Source organism: Corynebacterium sp. HMSC22B11 (genome assembly GCF_001815965.1).
GTDB lineage: Bacteria > Actinomycetota > Actinomycetes > Mycobacteriales > Mycobacteriaceae > Corynebacterium.
The window spans coordinates 104,004-119,539 of record NZ_KV823484.1 but is presented as its reverse complement, the minus strand read 5'-3'; the positions used below and the strand labels follow the sequence as shown (position 1 = coordinate 119,539).

Sequence of the window (15,536 nt, the reverse complement as noted above, 5' to 3'; positions counted from 1 at the left end):
CCTTAACCGACCCCTATGACAAAACAGCCACAGCCGACTGTTATAGGGGCGGACAGCGCGGGGTGATCAATTCGACGGCCGCACCCCCTCGGCGCGCCACGCTCGCGTTTTAGCCCTCGAGCGCAGCCGCGAGGTCCTCGTTGTCGACTTCCCAGCAGGCGAATTCTTCATCGTCGATGAGGACGACGGGCACGCGGTCACCGAATTCCATCTTCAGCTCCGGATCCTCGTCGACGTCGACCCGCTCCAGCGTGGCGTTTTTTGCCGCGACGACCGGCCGGATCTGCTCCCACACGCGGGCGCAGGAGCCACAGGTTGCGCGGGTCAGGAGGGTCACGATTTTCTTCTCATCACCAGTCACGGATTCAAAGGTACCTTGGTAGCCGTGGGCGAGATTAAGTCAACAGCTTTCCGTGTCAGCCAACCCATCCAAATCATTCAACCGACCCAGCCGACCCAACCGAGCCAACCGAGTCAACACAGCTTTTCCCCCGTCACCCCAACACAGTTAGAAAGCGGCCGAGCCTCCGTCCATGGGGCATGGTTGGCCGCTGGCGGCACACTGAGGTTGTCCCCGCCGAAAGCGGATGTTCCACAAAACCCCAGCACCGCAGCATTCTTCGACCTGGACAACACGATCATCAAGGGGGCGTCCTCCCTCTGGCTGGCGCTGGGGCTGGCCTCCCGGCGCTTCTTTACCGTGGGGGATATCGCGGGCTTCGCCTGGAAGCAGGCGAAGTTCATCCTCTCCGGCACCGAGAGCCGGCCGGATATCGCTTCCGGCAAGCAGCGGGCGCTCGAGATCGTGCGCGGCCGCAGCGAGGCCGAGGTCGTGGCACTCACCGAGGAGATCTGGGAGAGCACGATTGCCCAGCGGATCTTCCCGGGGGCTCGCGAGCTCGCCGAGGAGCACCTGGAGGCCGGTCACAGCGTGTGGCTGGTCACCGCGGCGCCGGTGCAGCTCGCGCAGGTCATCGCCCGGGCCCTGGGCTTCACCGGGGCTTTAGGAACGGTGGCGGAAGTCTCCGATGGGAGGTTCACCGGCCGGCTGGTGGGAGATATCCTGCACGGCCCCGAGAAGCGGGACGCCGTGGCTGCCCTCGCACAGCAGCAGGGCTACGATCTTTCGCGCTGCGTGGCCTACTCAGATTCCTATAACGACATGCCGCTGCTTTCCCTGGTCGGCCGGGCCGTCGCGGTGAACGCCGATCCCCGCCTGGCGGAAGCAGCCCAAGAGCGGGGCTGGCCGACGGTGGAGTACCGCAAGCACGATCCGAAGCGAACGCTGCGGGCAGCCGAGGCCAGCGCGACGGCCGCGGGCATGCTGGCGGCCGGGGCGGTGGGGTGGCTCCTCCTGCCCGCCCTCGCCGGCGCGCTCGCCCGGCGCTAGCCCCCGCATTTACGGTCCCAGCATTTGCGGCCTTCGTTGGGTTTCTCAGCGATGGGTAGCCGGGCCCTTTTGCGCTCGAGGTGCCTAGGCAGCACAAAGCCCCAGCGGGGCCGGTTGGCTCCCACTGGGGCTCGTGCGGCAGCATTGCAGCCGCCTCGTCGCGAGTGCTTCCTCGCGAGCCGCGGGTCGGGCACACAGCCCGATGGCGGCTTACTTGCCCAGCTTGCGACGCTGCACGCGGGTGCGCTTCAGCATCTTGCGGTGCTTCTTCTTGGACATGCGCTTGCGGCGCTTCTTAATCACAGAACCCATCGTGGGCACCTCACTTCAAATTGTTGAAAACTCGTATGCCGCGCCATCGCGACGGTTCCGCAGCCCCGGTAGGCGGCTGCCGTCCGGAAGTCAGCGAACAAGGCGAGCCCTACGCTTCAGTGCTTAATCGCCGGGGCGACCCGGGAGCTCACATAGGACACGAATTATTAAATTCTACCGCTCCGGTGGCTGAGCGCACAAAAATCGGCCCATAAGGGCCGGTTTCTTACACCGCGATGACGGCACTAAACCCCGACTGTCACGGCGCTGGGGCCGCGGTCGGGGAGGTTTTTCTAACCAGTCTGCCCCTCGGAGGCGTCGTAGACGGACGCACCGAGGTACTCGCTCACTGCCTGCTCGTGGACGCGGAAGGAGCGGCCCACGCGCACCGCCGGCAGGTCGCCAGCGTGCACCAGGCGATACACGGTCATCTTCGACACGCGCATCAGCTCTGCGACCTCAGCGACGGTCAGAAAGGTTCCTTTGTCATTTCCACCCATTGGGTTAGCCATAAAGTCTTATCTCTTTCTTCACACGACCTCGCGCTGCAGACTTCCCCTTCTGCAGGACATCACGCGGCCGCGCTTTCCTCACCACTATAACGTGAACCAAGTGACGCTTGCGCATTCAGGGACGATTATGTCGAAAGTGCTATTTGTTTCTTTTTGTGACTTGGGTTGACCAGTGCAAACAGTTCGGCACCCATCACCCCCACCTCAAGTTTCACTTGAGACTCTCCCCGCCCCGGGAGTCTTGAAATTACAAAAATCGGGCCCGCCGCGCACTGCGGCAGGCCCCACGATGCGCCCCCCTCACGCACCGTACTTAACCCCCTTACGCGCTATCGCTCCGCACCCCCACGGTGCGCCGCCTCCGCCACGGCACCCCTTGGCTCCCCTAGTCCCCCTTCGGCGGGGCACCGAGCTCCACGGAGCGGTCCCGGCACGCCTCCATCGCGCGGAAGAAGGCGCGTCGCAGCCCCTCCTCCTCCAGGGTGCGGGTCGCCATGGAGGTCGTCCCACCCGGGCTGGAGACCTTGGCACGCAGCTCCACCGGCCCGTCGCCGCCCTCAGCGAGGCCGTTGGCCATCATCTGGGCCGCGCCCTCCGCGGTACCGATCGCGAGTTTCTCGGCCAGCGCACGTGGGAGTCCCAGGTTCACGCCTGCGTCCACCATCGCCTCGGCGACGAGAAAGAAATAGGCCGGGCCGGACCCGGAGACCGCCGTGACCGCGTCGATGTCCTTCTCCTTGACGATCACCGCGGTGCCCACCTTGGCCAGCAGCTCGCGTACCGTTTCCAGCTGCTCCTCCGTCGCGAAACGGCCACCGGCGATCGCGCTGGTCCCCTTGCCAACCAGCATCGGGGTATTCGGCATCACGCGCACCACCGGGGTGCCCGCGGGCAGCACGTTCTCCATCGCACCGATGGTCACGCCAGCGGCGACGGAGACCGCGACCGTCGTCGCGTCGTTATCGTCCAGCTGTTCCGCGACCTCGTCGAAAACGGAGAGCGTGCCGTCGGGCTTCACGCAGTTGAATAGGACGTCCGCCTCCACCGCGGCGGTGACCGAGTCCTCCGCGGTCAGCACGCCGTAGCGGTCCGCCAGCTCGGTGAGCCGGTCCTCGCTGCGGTTCGCGACGATGATGTTCTTCGGGTCAATTCCGTCTGCGACGAGCCCGGCGATCAATGCTTCGCCGATCTTCCCGCCGCCGATAATTGCGATTCGAGTCATGCCCTCCAGGGTGCCAGCCCGGCGCGTCGATTGCAGCGCTTGCGTGCAGCTCCCCCGTTTTCGGTGGTCCCGCATCCAGTTGTGAGGACGTCGCTCTCCGGCGCCACAGCACCCCGCCCGAACGTGGCCAGTCGCCCAAAAAGAAAAGCGCGCCTCGCGGCGCGCAGAAACTTAGATGCTCATGATCAGCCGTGGGCCGATGGTGAGCACCAAGCCCACCACGAAGGTGAGGATCATGATGAGTTTGTCGCGGTGGCGCAGCAGTGCGTGCACCACGCCGACCATCACGAGGGTCACCGCGAGGGCGAGCACCAGCACCAGCACCGCTGGCAGGGAGCCCCACAGGAGCTTGAAGCCCAGGAATACGCCAATGCCGACCAGGATGGCCGCGATGGCCTGGCCGATGAGGGCTGGCCAGGAGATGGTGTCGTCCTCGTACTCGATGACCTCGTCTTCGCCGAGGGTGCGCTGCAGCTCTTCGAGCTCCTCAGGGCTGTGGAACTCCTCCGGAGCGGGCTCCTCTCCCTTGCGCTCCGCATCGGAGCCCCGCGTGGCGGCGGCAGTGCCGGCAGCACCGGTGGTGGCAGCAGCCGCTGCGGCCCCGGCGCCAGAGCCCTTCTGGTCAGCGTCCTTACGATCAGCGCCCTTGGCCGGCGCCTTCGTAGCCGAAGCGTTCCTCGCCGCAGGCTTCTGCGCAGCCTCGGTGCCCTCAGCCTGATCCGCGGTGACCTTTGTGATCAGGGCCGTCTGCTCGGTGGACGGCTCGGTGTTCTTCTTTGCCGGCGCGGACTTATCGGTGACAGCCGGGATCTCGGAGGTCTTTTCCTCCGGACGCTGTGCCGGAACCTCGCGGCGGTCGACAATCGCGGAGCCAACGGCAGCCGCGTTCTTGGGCTCAGGCTTCTTCTGCTCGGGCTTCTTCTGTTCAGCCTTCTGGGCCGCTGCTTTCTTGGCCGCAGCCTCTTCTTCGGCCTTCTCCTCGGCGGCCTTCTTTGCGGCAGCCTCCTTGGCCTGCTTGGCCTCGGCCTGCTTCGCCTTTTCGGCTTCAGCCTTCTTATCTTCAGCCTGCTCGGCAGCCTGAGCCTGCTTGGCCTGCTCAGGCTTCGCCGTCTTTTCAGCCTTATCGGCCTGCTTTACCCCGGCCTCAGCCCGATCGACCGTGGGCTGCTCACGCTTGTCAGCGCCCGGTGCGGGCGCGGTGGAAGCTTCGCTCTCGGCGTCCTCGACGACCGGGATCGCGCCGGTCAGCTCGGCAACGGAAATGCCACCCTCGTCGAGGCTGCGGCGGCGCCGGCGGCGGCCGCTATCAGAAGATGTGCGACCGCTGCGGGCGAGCAGTTCCGCGACCGTAAGCTTCTCACTCATCGAATGTTCCCATCAATGTCCACGTGAACATACAAATAACTGTTTCGCATAGTATACGAAGCGCCATTTTTGGTTTTGTTCATTCCACACCCTAATGGCGCTAGGAAACTAAGAAAAATCTTCGAAAGCCACGTCCGTGTGGTGGAAGATCATTCCCTCACGCAACGCCCACGGGCAGATATCCAAGGAATCCAGGTCCAGTTTGCGCATCGCCGCCTCCGCGACCAGCGCGCCAGCCACCACCTGGTGGGACCGTTCCTGGCTGACGCCCTCCAGCTCTGCGCGGTCCGCCGCCGTCATGCGGGAGATGAAAGCGATGAGCTGCCGCAGGCCAGGCTGGGTCAGGGTGCGCTTCACGCGTGGCCCCGCAGAGCTCGGTGCCGCACCGGTCAGGCGGGCGAGCATGCGGAAGGTCTTGGAGGTCCCCACCGCCACGTCGATGGGGCCGGCATCCTGGAATTCCTTGATATTGGCGTCCAGCTGCTCCTCGATGAACTCCCGCAGGTTCTTCACGGACTTCCGGGACGGCGGATCACTGTCGAACCATTCCCGGGTCAACCGGCCCGCACCCAGATCCAGGCTCAGCGCCACGTCCGGGCTCTCCGTAGTTCCCACGGACATCTCCAGGGAACCGCCACCAATGTCGAGGTCGCAGATCCGGCCAGCCGACCAGCCGTACCAGCGACGCACCGCGAGGAAGGTCAACCGGGCCTCTTCCTCGCCGGTGAGGATTTGCAGCCGCACGCCGGTGGCGTCCTCGACGGCGTCCAGCACCTTCTCGGAATTATTCGCGGAACGGATCGCCGACGTCGCAAACGGCAGCAGCTCCTCGCAGCGGAACTGTTCCGCCATCTCCGAAGCCAGCCCTACGCCGCGCGTGAGCTTATCGATCCCCTTCGAGTTGATGTTCCCCTTCTTCGAGAGGTACTCCACCAACCGCATGGGGGTTTTCCAATTACTCATGGGAGTTGGCGGGCCACCGTATTGGGCATCCACAACCACGAGGTGAACCGTATTACTGCCAACGTCCAAGACACCTAATCTCACGTTTTCAGCCTATCGGGTCTACGGTGGATTGCGTGAGAAATAGCGAGCCAAATTCCCCCCACCCCATCGCATCCGGCTATCCGGACGGCACCCCAGCTGACCTTTCGGTACGCCGGGGCGTCGAATTGCCCGGCGATTACCCCCGCGAATGGCTGGAATTCATCAACCCGGCCGACTCCGAGCACATCATCCAGATCGACCTGACCTGGCTGATGTCCACCTACCGCTGCCGTTTCGGCACGGAGGCCTGCCACGGCATCGACGTCGCCGCCGACCCGGGCGTGGCCTGCTGCGTCCACGGTGCTTTTCTTACCGACGACGACGACCGCGCCAACCTCAACCGTGTGGTCCAGGAGCTCAGCCCCGAGCAGTGGCAGCTCTACACGCCGGGCGAAACCCCGGATGAGAAGGCGCAGGCAGACGGGGAGCTCGAGCCATGGCTCGAGTGGGACGAGCTGGAAAACGACGAGGGCGAGATGGAGCCCGCATTGAAGACCAAGACCGTCGACGGCGCATGCATCTTCGCCAACCGCGCGGGCTTTGACGGCGGCATCGGGTGCGCGCTGCACATCTGGGCCACTGAAAACGGCGAGTCCATCGTGGAGTCCAAGCCGGAGGTGTGCTGGCAGGTGCCGCTGCGCCGCCTGGAGGACTGGGAGACCCGCCCAGATGGCCAGGAAATGCTGCGCACCACGATCACGGAATATAACCGCCGCGCCTGGGGCGACGGCGGAGCGGACTTCGACTGGTGGTGCACCACGGACCCGAACTGCCACGCTGGCAGCGCCGAGGGCCAGGGCGGACCGGCCGATGCCATGTGGCGCACCCACAAGGACGAGCTGGTGGAACTCATCGGCGAGGAGTCCTACGAGGTGCTGGCAGAGCACTGCGAGGCCCTGGAGGCGCGCGCCGCAGCCACCGGCGAGCAGAACGAGGCGGGTGCGCCTCTCGCCCCCAGCGGCTTCCCGCTGCTGACGATCCACCCGGCGACCCGGGCAGCCCGCGAGCGCAAGCTCTAGCTCCCCCCCCCACGATCGCGATTGAGTGGGGAACGCCCACCCGGACTGGGCGCGGTCGCGCTGCACGCGACGCAAGAACGCCCCAGGAAAATCTTCCTGGGGCGTTTCGCTTATGTGGTGAGCTTTGTGAAAGGTGTTACTTCTTACCCTCGGCGGCTACGGCGGCCGCACCGGCTGCTGCTGCCTCCGGGTCGAGGTACTCGCCACCCTTGACCTTGACCGCACCATTGCTGTCGAACTTGTAGACCAGCGGCATACCGGTCGGCAGGTTGAGCTGGGCGATGTCCTCATCGGAGATCTCGTCCAGGTGCTTGACCAGCGCGCGCAGGGAGTTGCCGTGCGCGACAACGAGGACGGTCTCCCCGGCCTTCAGGCGCGGCTCGATCTCGGCCTCGTAGTACGGGACGAGGCGATTAACGACGTCCTGCAGGCACTCGGTGCGCGGGACCTCCGGCAGATCGGCGTAGCGCACGTCGTTGGTCTGCGCGTACTCGCTATCCACGTCGATCTGCGGCGGCGGGGTGTCGTAGCTGCGACGCCAGGACATGAACTGCTCTTCGCCGTACTTGTCGCGAGTCTCTGCCTTGTTCAGGCCCTGCAGCGCACCGTAGTGGCGCTCGTTGAGGCGCCAGTCGCGCTGCACCGGGATCCAGTGGCGGTCCGCCTCGTTCAGCGCGATATTCGCGGTCATGATCGCGCGGCGCAGCAGAGAGGTGAACAGGACGGTCGGCTCGACGGCGGCGTCCTTAATCAGCTGGCCAGCGCGCTTGGCCTCGGCCTTGCCCTGGTCGGTGAGGCTGACGTCCACCCAGCCGGTGAACTGATTCGTTGCGTTCCATTCGCTCTGCCCGTGGCGGAGGAGGATCAGTGTTCCTTCAGTGTTGCTCATGCTTCCATTTTGCCATGAAACGTTGCGACCCCGGCGGCCAGTGACCCCGTTCGCGGGGCTCACTCCCACGCTGCCCCGACGCGCGGCTGGCTACTCAGCGTCCTGCTCGGTGGTCTCCTTGCTTTCCTCCTCAGACCCGGCTGGCGCGGCGGCAGCCTGTTCAGCCACGACCTCGCGCGGGGACTTGCCGGGCATGGGTGCCAGCCGGTCGACCTCCTCGTCGGTGGGACGCAGGCGCTGGAAGGCGCCCAGGTTGAAGGTCGGCTCGCCGCGGGAGAGCCGCCAGGCCCATTCGTGGCGGATGGAGGATTCGAAGCCGCGTTCCAGGATGCGGTTGAAGTCCCCATCCGCGCGCTCCAGCACCTGCCCCAGGATCCGCTGGATATCCTCGGCAGTGGTGGATTCACCGAACTGCCCGACCAAGTAGATGTCGTTATTGCCATCGAGGGTGTAATGCACCCCGTAGGTCCGGCGGTTGGCCTGCAGCAGCAGCCGGTAGACCTCCTCCTGGGCCTCCTCCACCGCGCGGCACACAAAGGCCTCGACCCGGAACATGCCCTCCTGCGGGATGAAGAGGCAGTTGGTCTTGAGCCTGCGTTCCCCAGGGAGGACGACAACCAGGTTGCCGCCGGATTCGACGTAGTCGACGTCGGCTTCATCTAAGAGCGCAGAGATCTTTTCGAGGTTCATGCCCCCAACCTACCCCCGCAGCCGGGCCGCGGAAGGCCCGAGCATTAATTCGCGCTGCCCGCAGGGTGACGCTCCGCGGGACCTTCCTCCGGCATCGTCGGGAGGCTTCGGTAGAGCTCCACCAGCTGTTTGGCCGTATTCTCCCAGCTATAGCGGGCGGCGTGCTGGGGCGCGTACTCCGCCATCGCGATGCGCTGGTCGTCGTCGGAAAGCAGCTGGCCCAGCGCATCGGCCCAGGCTTGCGGATCCTGGCCGTCGACCAGCAGACCAGACTTCCCCTCCGCGACCGCGGCCTGCAGCCCTCCGATGCGGGTGGCGACCACGGGCGTGCCGGTGGCTTGCGCCTCCAGGGCGACCAGACCGAAGGATTCATTCGCGCTCGGCATCGCCACCACGTCCGCGGCCTGGTAGATCGAGACGAGCTCCTCGGGCGGGCGGGGCTTCAAGAAGCGCACCGCGCGCGAAATTCCCAGCTCCTCGGCGAGCTCCTCCAGGCACTTCGGGCGCTCCAGCCCGGAACCGCTCGGCCCGCCGCAGATCAGCACGCGGATCGGCATATCCGGGTAGCGCTCGATGAGGGTCGCGGCGGCCTGCAGCAGCACGTGAGGCCCCTTGAGTCGCTGGAGGCGCCCCACGAAGCCGATCACTTTCGCAGAGAGCGGGATTCCCAGAGCTCGGCGGGCATTCTCGGTGGCGCGTTCGGTGCCGGGGGTGAATTTTTCAATATCGGCGCCAGGGGTGACCACCGCGATGCGGGCCTTATGGGAGTCGTAGCCCTCCTCGACGTCCGCGACCTCGGCGTCGGTGTTGACGATGAGGACGTCGGCGTTGTCCACGATCTGCTGCTCACAGATGCGACGGGACTCCGGCTCCCGGTGATCCCCCTCGGAGAGGTAGTTATTCTTCACTGCGGCCAGCGTGTGCGGGGTGTGGACCCAGCGAATATTCCACAGGTCTCGCAGCAGCCACGCGACCTGGCCAGAGAGCCAGTAGTGGGAGTGGATGAGGTCATAGCTCAGCCCGTGTTGCCGGGTGAAGGCGAGCACGGAGCCAGTGAACGCGGCCAGCTGAGTCGGCAGCTCCTCCTTGCTCAGCCCCTCATAGGGTCCGGCCACGCAATTGATCACCCGCACCCCGTCACCGAGTTCCACGACCTCCCCCTGCAGCGGCCGGGTGGCGCGGGTGAAGATGTCCACACTTAAGCCCAGTTTGGCCAGCTGTTCGGCGGTGTTTCGGATGTAGACGTTCATTCCGCCGGCGTCGCCGGTTCCCGCCTGTTCCAGCGGAGAAGTGTGCATAGAGATCATCGCGATGCGCATGCTTTCCGATCCTACGTTCCCCCACTCGCTCCAGCCCCTTTGAGGCCGCCTCCCCGCCGGCGTTAGTATTCCTTGCGAGTTATTTGTTTTCACACACAAATGTCCCCGGAGCAGCTAGCGTTAGTGAGACCCGCATCACATTCCTTGTTTCGGACCCCAAGGAGGATAAAGACATGACCGAAACCCTCGCCCCCAACTCTTCCGCGGCGAACGAGGAAGGAAAGAAGCCTGAAGGCCGCGCTTGGCGGGAGAAGCCGTACCTGAAGTACTACAACTCCTGGACTCCTGCGGAGATCGAACTCAGCGGCGACACCTTGGTGGACATGTTCATCAAGGCCAGCAACGAGCACGGCAAGGATGTGATGCTCGATTTCTTCGGCGGCACAACGACCTATGCCCAGGCGCACGTTCAGGTCCGTAAGGTAGCCGCTGGACTGAAGGCGCTCGGAGTCCGCCCTGGCGACCGCGTCGCCATCTGCCTGCCGAACTGCCCGCAGCACCTGATCTCGATTTTCGCGGTGCTATACCTGGGTGCGACGGTGGTGGAACACAATCCGCTGTACACCGCCCGCGAGCTGCAGGGACCATTCATCGACCACGGCGCAAAGGTCATCATCGCCTGGGACAAGATCGCCCCGCTGTGCGAGGAGCTGGTCAACCGCACGCAGCTGCATACCGTCGTCACCGTCAACATGATCGAGGCGATGCCGAAGATCAAGCAGCTCGCACTGAAGCTGCCGATCTCCCCCCTGAAGGAAAAGCGGGAACAGCTGCACTCCCCGGCACCGGGCACGGTGCCTTTCCAGAAGCTGGTCGACGGCACCATCGGCGGCGACGGCGCCTACCTCAGTCCGGTGCCGGAGCGCAGCCTGGATGACGAGGCCTTCATCCTCTTTACCTCCGGCACCACCGGCAAGCCGAAGGGCGCGATGCTGACGCACCGCAACATCATGGCGAACGTGGCCCAGGGTCTGGCCTGGGTGGGTGAGCTCGGCGAGGGCGAGCAGGAGATTTACCTGGCCGCACTGCCGATGTTCCACATCTTCGGTCTGACCCTGACCGCAGCACTCGGCGTGGCGACTGGCGGCAAGCTCTGCCTGCTGCCGAAGCCGGAGATCCCGCTGATCGTGGATCAGATGAAGAAGCAGGTTCCGACGTACATGCCGGGCGTGCCGACGCTGTACGACAAGATCCTGGAGGCTGCGGAGGAGCACAACCTGGACATCAACGGCGTGAAGAACGCGCTCTCCGGCGCGGCGCCACTGCCGGTGTCCATCTCGCACCAGTGGCAGGGGCGCACGGGTGGCTCCATCATCGAGGGCTACGGCCTGACCGAGACCTCCCCGATCGCCACTGCGAACCCTATTTCGGAGCACGCGCGTGCAGGCTATATCGGCATCCCGTTCCCGAGCACCGAGGTTCGGGTCGCTGATCCGGAGGATCTCTCCCGCACCATGCCGGACGGCGAGGCCGGCGAGCTGTTGATCCGTGGTCCGCAGGTGTTCAGCGGCTATATCAACGTCGCCGATGACGAGCAGCCGTTCTTCGAGGACTGGTTCAAGACCGGTGACATGGCCGTCATGGAGGAGGATGGCTTCCTGCGCATCGTCTCCCGCATCAAGGAGATGATCATCACGGGTGGCTTCAACGTCTACCCGGCGGAGGTCGAGGAAGTCCTGGCGGATCACCCGATGATTGCGAAGGCTGGCGTGGTGGGCCTGGCCAAGGAGGACGGCTCCGACGAGGTCGTCGCCGCCGTGGTGCTCGACGAGCACGTCAAGAAGGAGGACTTCGAGGAGGAGAAGGTCAAGGAGTGGGCACGCCACGAGATGACCCGCTACAAGGTGCCACGTCGTTTCTTCGTCGTCGACGAGCTGCCGACGGACCTGATCGGTAAGATCCGCCGCCGCGAGATCAAGGACTTGGTCGAAAAGATCGTCGCCGAGGAGGGCTAAGCCTCCACCCGGGTCGCCGGGTTCGATGCCTGAGACGGGCACTCACCCGCCTCAGGTACTCGCCCGGCGATACCGAACACGCACAACGCCCTAGGCCGAGACTGACCCCAGCTTTGGGGGTCGCGAAGCTCGCGCCAAGGGCGTTGTTCTTTTAGTGCCTAGTCAGTTGCGCTGTTGACCTGCGGCAGCTCCGCCCCGATCCACACCGGCTCGGGCACCAGCTCCACGCCGAAGGCCTCGAAGACCCCGTCGCGCACCGCGGTGGCCAGCGCCACCAGGTCCTCGCTACTCGCCCCACCCCGGTTGGTCAGCGCCAGGGTGTGCTTGGTGGACAGCCCGGCGCGCTCCCGGCCCGGCACCTGCCAGCCCTTGTGGAAGCCCGCCCGCTCGATGAGCCAGGCTGCGGAGAACTTGAACTCCGGATTCTCCGGCGTGCCGACGGAGAACAGTGGCATGGCCTCGGCCTCCGACTCACCCACGCGCTCGCGCACGGCGGCGACCACCGCATCCCGCGCCGCCTCCCCGGCGACGACCGGGTTCGTGAAGAAGGAACCGGCGGACCAGGTGTCGTGATCCTCGGCGTTGAGAACCATGCCCTTGCCGGCGCGCAGCTCCAGCACCGCCTCGCGAACCTCTGCTGCCGGGCGGCGGATCTCACCGGCCTGTTCCCCCTCAGCCGGGCGGGCCACGCCCAAGCGCCGGGCCAGCTCACCGAAGCGCAGCGGCAGGGAGAGCCCCGCCGGGTCCAGTTGGAACTCCACCTCCAGCACCGCCGCACGGTCGGTGAACTTCAGGTTCGAGTAGCGGTAGGCCAGGTCCAGGCTCTCGGGCGCCACCCACTCGGCGACCCGGCGGGCGCGGTCGTAGAGGCGTACCCGGCGCAGCACCTGGGAGACCTCCGCCCCGTAGGCGCCCACGTTTTGCACCGGGGTGGCGCCGACGCAGCCCGGAATGCCGCTGAGGCACTCCAGCCCGCCCAGGCCGGCAGCCACGGTCGCGGCGACGAAGCGGTCCCACTCCACTCCCGCGAAGGCCGAGCACACGCCCGTCTCCGGATCGATGCTGATGGCAGCCTCCGGATCGTCCGCGGCGTGCACCACAACCAGCTCGGAGACCTCCGGCCCGTCCCCGATCAGCAGGTTCGATCCCCCACCGACGACCAGCACGCGCCAGCCCGCGGCATCGACGATCTCCAGAACACCGGCCAGCTGCTCGGCGGTGGTGCATTCCACCACGGCGGCCGGCTGCCCGCCGATGCGCAGCGTCGTCAGTTCCGCGAGCGGGCGGCGATCCACGGCCGCCCCGGTGGGGGCGACGGCGGCGGCCACTTCGTCGAGGCTCGGCGGGGCGGCGAGGCCGGTAGTTGCGGCCGGAAAAGTATTGGCGTGATTCTGCTTTTGTGTCACCCCTCTAACGGTAGCCTGTAGCCATGACGACTAACAGTGAGAACACCCACAGCATCGGCTTCCCGCTCGCCGAGGTCCACGCCGCGCTATCCAGCCAGGAGTACTGGGAGTACGAGGCGAAGAACATCGGCGACGAGCCCGGCGAGGTCCGCAACTTCACCGGCGGCCCGAACGTCAAGGTTGAGCTGGCCGAGAAGCTGCCGATTGATGCCGTCCCGGAGTCTTTCCGCGCGATGGTCCCGGCCACCCTGGAGCTGGCCCGCACCGTCACCCTGGGACCGGTCGAGGGCGGCAGCGCGACCGGGACCGTCACCGCCGAGGTCTCGGGTCTGCCGGTGAAGTTCAACGCCGACCTGGTGCTGCAGGACGCCGGTGACGCGACCTCCCTGAGCGCCAAGTCCGCGGTGGACGTTAAGATCCCCATGATGGGTTCCATGCTGGAGCCGAAGATCATGGAGTGGGTCGAGCAGTTCATCGCCCACGAGTCCTCCCTGATCGAGAAGTATCTGAAGGAGAACGCCTAAACTTCCGTGGCTGATCACGCCCACAATCTACGGGCCCGTTCCTGGTCGCAGGACGGGCCCGTTGGCGTACCCACCCGTGGCACGACCGGCTTCAACCGGCTGCGCAAGGCCGATCGGTGGCTCGCCCATCACCCCGCGGTGCGCGCTGCCTTCGATGCCGCTTCTTTATCAGGACGTCGCCCCCTTGCCGTGGATGTGGGCTACGGGGCTTCTCACACCACCACGGTGGAATGGGCGGGGTGGCTGCGCCGGGTAAACCCTGAGGTGCGCGTGCTGGGGCTCGAGATCGAGCCCTCCCGGGTGCTGCCGCCCCGCGATGGCGTGGAGTTCGCCCTGGGCGGCTTCGAGTTGGCGGGCCACCGCGCCGAGTTGGTGCGGGCCTTCAACGTGCTGCGCCAGTACGACGTCTCCGAGGTCCTGGCAGCCTGGCGGATGATGATCGCGGGGCTTAACCCCGGCGGGCAGATCATCGAGGGAACGTGCGATGAGATCGGACGGCGGGCGGCCTGGGTGCTCCTGGACGAGTCCGGGCCGCGCACGCTGACGCTGGCCTGGGACCCGGCCGATGTGGACAAGCCTTCGGATGTGGCGGAGCGGTTGCCGAAGGCCCTGATCCACGAGAACACCGAGGGCCACAAGGTCTTCGCGCTGCTGCAGGCTGCGGATGCGGCCTGGGACCGGGCGGCGGGCTATGCACCCTACGGCCCTCGGGTGCGCTGGCGCTTCGCCCGGGAGGACCTTCTGGGCCAGCTCCCTGCCGGGGTTGCGAAGCTCAACCCGCGGCGGCGAATGCAGGACAACCTGCTCACCGTCCCGTGGGAGCTCGTCAGCGACATCCGGCTCTAGACGTTCTATAGAAATCTCGCCGGCTTTGCGGAACACTATGTTGGGTGAGCTCTCAAAATTACTATCCCCAGCAGCAGCCCCAATTCTCCGGCTACCCGGCCCAGCAGGCGCCGGAGAAGAAGTCGAAGGCGCCGAAGATCCTGGCCATCATCGTGGTCATCGTGCTCTTGCTCGCGCTGATCGCCGAGTTCGGCGCGCGCTGGTACATCAAGCATGAGATCACCAACGCCATGACCGAGGCCTCGGATTCGCGCATGGCCGAGGACCCGAAGGTCTCGTTGGGCACCACCCCTGTTCTCTTTGGGCTGGTGCAGGGCTCGCTGCCCCACCTGGAGGTGGAGGTCCCCTCCAGCATCGACGTCTCCTATGAGGACAACGACCCCAGCCGCCCGGTCATCACCGGCATGCCGCGCACCCATATCACCGGCAAGAAGCTCTCGATGGGGGAGAACCCGGAGGACATGATCTTCGGGGAGCTGACCGTCGACGCGGAGCTGCCGAAGGAGGTCATGAAGGCGGAGATGATCGCCAACCAGTCCGGTCAGTCGGGCGATGACCTGATGAGTCAGCTTCTGCAGGTCAATGACGTTGTGCCGAACCCCAAGGATCAGACCCTCGAGGTGCAGTTCAGCGGTGGGCTGGCCAGCATCGTGATGAGCCCGAAGATCGAGCAGGGCCAGCTGACGATGGAGGTCTCGGCAGTGAAGGTCTTCGGCCAGGAGCTGCCGGATGTCCTCGCCGAGACACTCGGCGGCGCGGTCGAGGATTCCGTGGACCAGAACACGCCGGGCGGCCTGGAGGCCCGGGACGTGCGCGTCACCAACCGGGGCCTGCAGATCTCCCTGCACGGCACGGACGTCCACATCGACGAGCTACAGAACTCCCTGAACGAGGCGGGCCAGCCCCAGCAGGGCGGGCAGGACAGCCCGCGCGGGGGTCGCAGCAACGACGGCGCTGGGGACGATACCCCGGCCGGGGAGGACCGCCCGGGAGCCGTGGGCTCCGGCGGCGAGATCTTCAACCGGGCTGCGGCCTAAGCC

At 65.9% G+C, this 15,536-nt stretch carries 16 protein-coding genes; 6 read left to right on the top strand and 10 right to left on the bottom strand.

All coding sequences use genetic code 11. The annotated features are described in order from the left end of the window. Window positions 1–109: 109 nt before the first annotated feature. On the bottom strand, window positions 110–361 hold the full coding sequence (locus tag HMPREF3088_RS04095) for a glutaredoxin family protein (RefSeq protein ID WP_070758556.1): 252 nt from the start codon (window positions 359–361) through the stop codon (window positions 110–112). 207 nt (window positions 362–568) lie between these two features. Between HMPREF3088_RS04095 and HMPREF3088_RS04090 the strand changes: the two genes are divergently transcribed. Then, the gene (locus HMPREF3088_RS04090) at window positions 569–1,390 is read left to right on the top strand and encodes an HAD family hydrolase (protein ID WP_246818039.1); all 822 of its coding nucleotides are present in this window, start codon (window positions 569–571) and stop codon (window positions 1,388–1,390) included. A gap of 210 nt (window positions 1,391–1,600) precedes the next feature. Here the strand turns inward: HMPREF3088_RS04090 and HMPREF3088_RS10110 are convergent, their stop codons facing one another. The 5 genes from HMPREF3088_RS10110 to HMPREF3088_RS04070 form a co-directional block, all read right to left on the bottom strand. Next, complete coding sequence (locus HMPREF3088_RS10110; RefSeq protein WP_012359487.1) at window positions 1,601–1,702, bottom strand: 30S ribosomal protein bS22; 102 nt, start codon at window positions 1,700–1,702, stop codon at window positions 1,601–1,603. A 293-nt stretch (window positions 1,703–1,995) separates the two neighbouring features. Then, complete coding sequence (locus HMPREF3088_RS04085; RefSeq protein WP_041628442.1) at window positions 1,996–2,202, bottom strand: helix-turn-helix domain-containing protein; 207 nt, start codon at window positions 2,200–2,202, stop codon at window positions 1,996–1,998. 397 nt (window positions 2,203–2,599) lie between these two features. Then, window positions 2,600–3,436, bottom strand: a complete 837-nt coding sequence (gene proC / locus HMPREF3088_RS04080) for a pyrroline-5-carboxylate reductase (protein WP_070758554.1) — start codon at window positions 3,434–3,436, stop codon at window positions 2,600–2,602. A 171-nt stretch (window positions 3,437–3,607) separates the two neighbouring features. Further along, a complete protein-coding gene (locus HMPREF3088_RS04075; RefSeq protein WP_070758553.1) occupies window positions 3,608–4,801 on the bottom strand; it encodes a hypothetical protein in 1,194 nt (397 codons plus the stop codon). 108 nt (window positions 4,802–4,909) lie between these two features. After that, on the bottom strand, window positions 4,910–5,848 hold the full coding sequence (locus HMPREF3088_RS04070) for a Ppx/GppA family phosphatase (protein WP_070758552.1): 939 nt from the start codon (window positions 5,846–5,848) through the stop codon (window positions 4,910–4,912). Window positions 5,849–5,871: 23 nt separating this feature from the next. Between HMPREF3088_RS04070 and HMPREF3088_RS04065 the strand changes: the two genes are divergently transcribed. Continuing rightward, the gene (locus HMPREF3088_RS04065; protein ID WP_012359482.1) at window positions 5,872–6,867 is read left to right on the top strand and encodes a DUF3109 family protein; all 996 of its coding nucleotides are present in this window, start codon (window positions 5,872–5,874) and stop codon (window positions 6,865–6,867) included. A 136-nt stretch (window positions 6,868–7,003) separates the two neighbouring features. On the opposite strand, the gene HMPREF3088_RS04060 is transcribed toward HMPREF3088_RS04065, so the two are convergent. The 3 genes from HMPREF3088_RS04060 to mshA form a co-directional block, all read right to left on the bottom strand. After that, window positions 7,004–7,756 carry a phosphoglyceromutase gene (locus HMPREF3088_RS04060; RefSeq protein WP_041628441.1) on the bottom strand — a complete coding sequence of 251 codons (753 nt, stop codon included), beginning with the start codon at window positions 7,754–7,756 and terminating at the stop codon, window positions 7,004–7,006. 90 nt (window positions 7,757–7,846) lie between these two features. Then, complete coding sequence (locus HMPREF3088_RS04055; protein WP_012359480.1) at window positions 7,847–8,446, bottom strand: type III secretion system chaperone family protein; 600 nt, start codon at window positions 8,444–8,446, stop codon at window positions 7,847–7,849. Between the two features lie 44 nt (window positions 8,447–8,490). Then, entirely contained in the window at window positions 8,491–9,765 is a 1,275-nt protein-coding gene (mshA, locus tag HMPREF3088_RS04050) for a D-inositol-3-phosphate glycosyltransferase (RefSeq protein WP_012359479.1), read from the bottom strand. A 173-nt stretch (window positions 9,766–9,938) separates the two neighbouring features. Between mshA and HMPREF3088_RS04045 the strand changes: the two genes are divergently transcribed. Further along, on the top strand, window positions 9,939–11,720 hold the full coding sequence (locus tag HMPREF3088_RS04045; RefSeq protein ID WP_070758551.1) for a long-chain-fatty-acid--CoA ligase: 1,782 nt from the start codon (window positions 9,939–9,941) through the stop codon (window positions 11,718–11,720). Window positions 11,721–11,878: 158 nt separating this feature from the next. Here HMPREF3088_RS04045 and HMPREF3088_RS04040 read toward each other — a convergent pair whose 3' ends face one another. Continuing rightward, window positions 11,879–13,126, bottom strand: a complete 1,248-nt coding sequence (locus HMPREF3088_RS04040) for a UDP-N-acetylmuramate dehydrogenase (protein WP_070758550.1) — start codon at window positions 13,124–13,126, stop codon at window positions 11,879–11,881. Window positions 13,127–13,149: 23 nt separating this feature from the next. Here HMPREF3088_RS04040 and HMPREF3088_RS04035 point away from each other — a divergent pair, with 23 nt between their 5' ends. The 3 genes from HMPREF3088_RS04035 to HMPREF3088_RS04025 are packed head-to-tail and all read left to right on the top strand — an operon-like array spanning window position 13,150 to window position 15,533. Next, on the top strand, window positions 13,150–13,650 hold the full coding sequence (locus HMPREF3088_RS04035) for a DUF2505 domain-containing protein (protein ID WP_070758549.1): 501 nt from the start codon (window positions 13,150–13,152) through the stop codon (window positions 13,648–13,650). A gap of 6 nt (window positions 13,651–13,656) precedes the next feature. Next, window positions 13,657–14,496: a methylase gene (locus HMPREF3088_RS04030; RefSeq protein ID WP_070758548.1), complete on the top strand. Its 840-nt coding sequence runs from the start codon at window positions 13,657–13,659 to the stop codon at window positions 14,494–14,496. Window positions 14,497–14,540: 44 nt separating this feature from the next. Next, window positions 14,541–15,533 (top strand): LmeA family phospholipid-binding protein, encoded by a 993-nt coding sequence (locus HMPREF3088_RS04025; protein WP_070758547.1) that lies wholly within the window; start codon window positions 14,541–14,543, stop codon window positions 15,531–15,533. Window positions 15,534–15,536: the final 3 nt, after the last annotated feature.

Coding starts and splice junctions, on each gene's coding strand:
- mshA (WP_012359479.1), bottom strand. CDS start 9,765: ATGCGCATCGCGATGATCTCTATGCACACTTCTCCGCTGGAACAGGCG.
- HMPREF3088_RS04035 (WP_070758549.1), top strand. CDS start 13,150: ATGACGACTAACAGTGAGAACACCCACAGCATCGGCTTCCCGCTCGCC.
- HMPREF3088_RS10110 (WP_012359487.1), bottom strand. CDS start 1,702: ATGGGTTCTGTGATTAAGAAGCGCCGCAAGCGCATGTCCAAGAAGAAG.
- HMPREF3088_RS04085 (WP_041628442.1), bottom strand. CDS start 2,202: ATGGGTGGAAATGACAAAGGAACCTTTCTGACCGTCGCTGAGGTCGCA.
- HMPREF3088_RS04060 (WP_041628441.1), bottom strand. CDS start 7,756: ATGAGCAACACTGAAGGAACACTGATCCTCCTCCGCCACGGGCAGAGC.
- HMPREF3088_RS04075 (WP_070758553.1), bottom strand. CDS start 4,801: ATGAGTGAGAAGCTTACGGTCGCGGAACTGCTCGCCCGCAGCGGTCGC.
- proC (WP_070758554.1), bottom strand. CDS start 3,436: ATGACTCGAATCGCAATTATCGGCGGCGGGAAGATCGGCGAAGCATTG.
- HMPREF3088_RS04055 (WP_012359480.1), bottom strand. CDS start 8,446: ATGAACCTCGAAAAGATCTCTGCGCTCTTAGATGAAGCCGACGTCGAC.
- HMPREF3088_RS04045 (WP_070758551.1), top strand. CDS start 9,939: ATGACCGAAACCCTCGCCCCCAACTCTTCCGCGGCGAACGAGGAAGGA.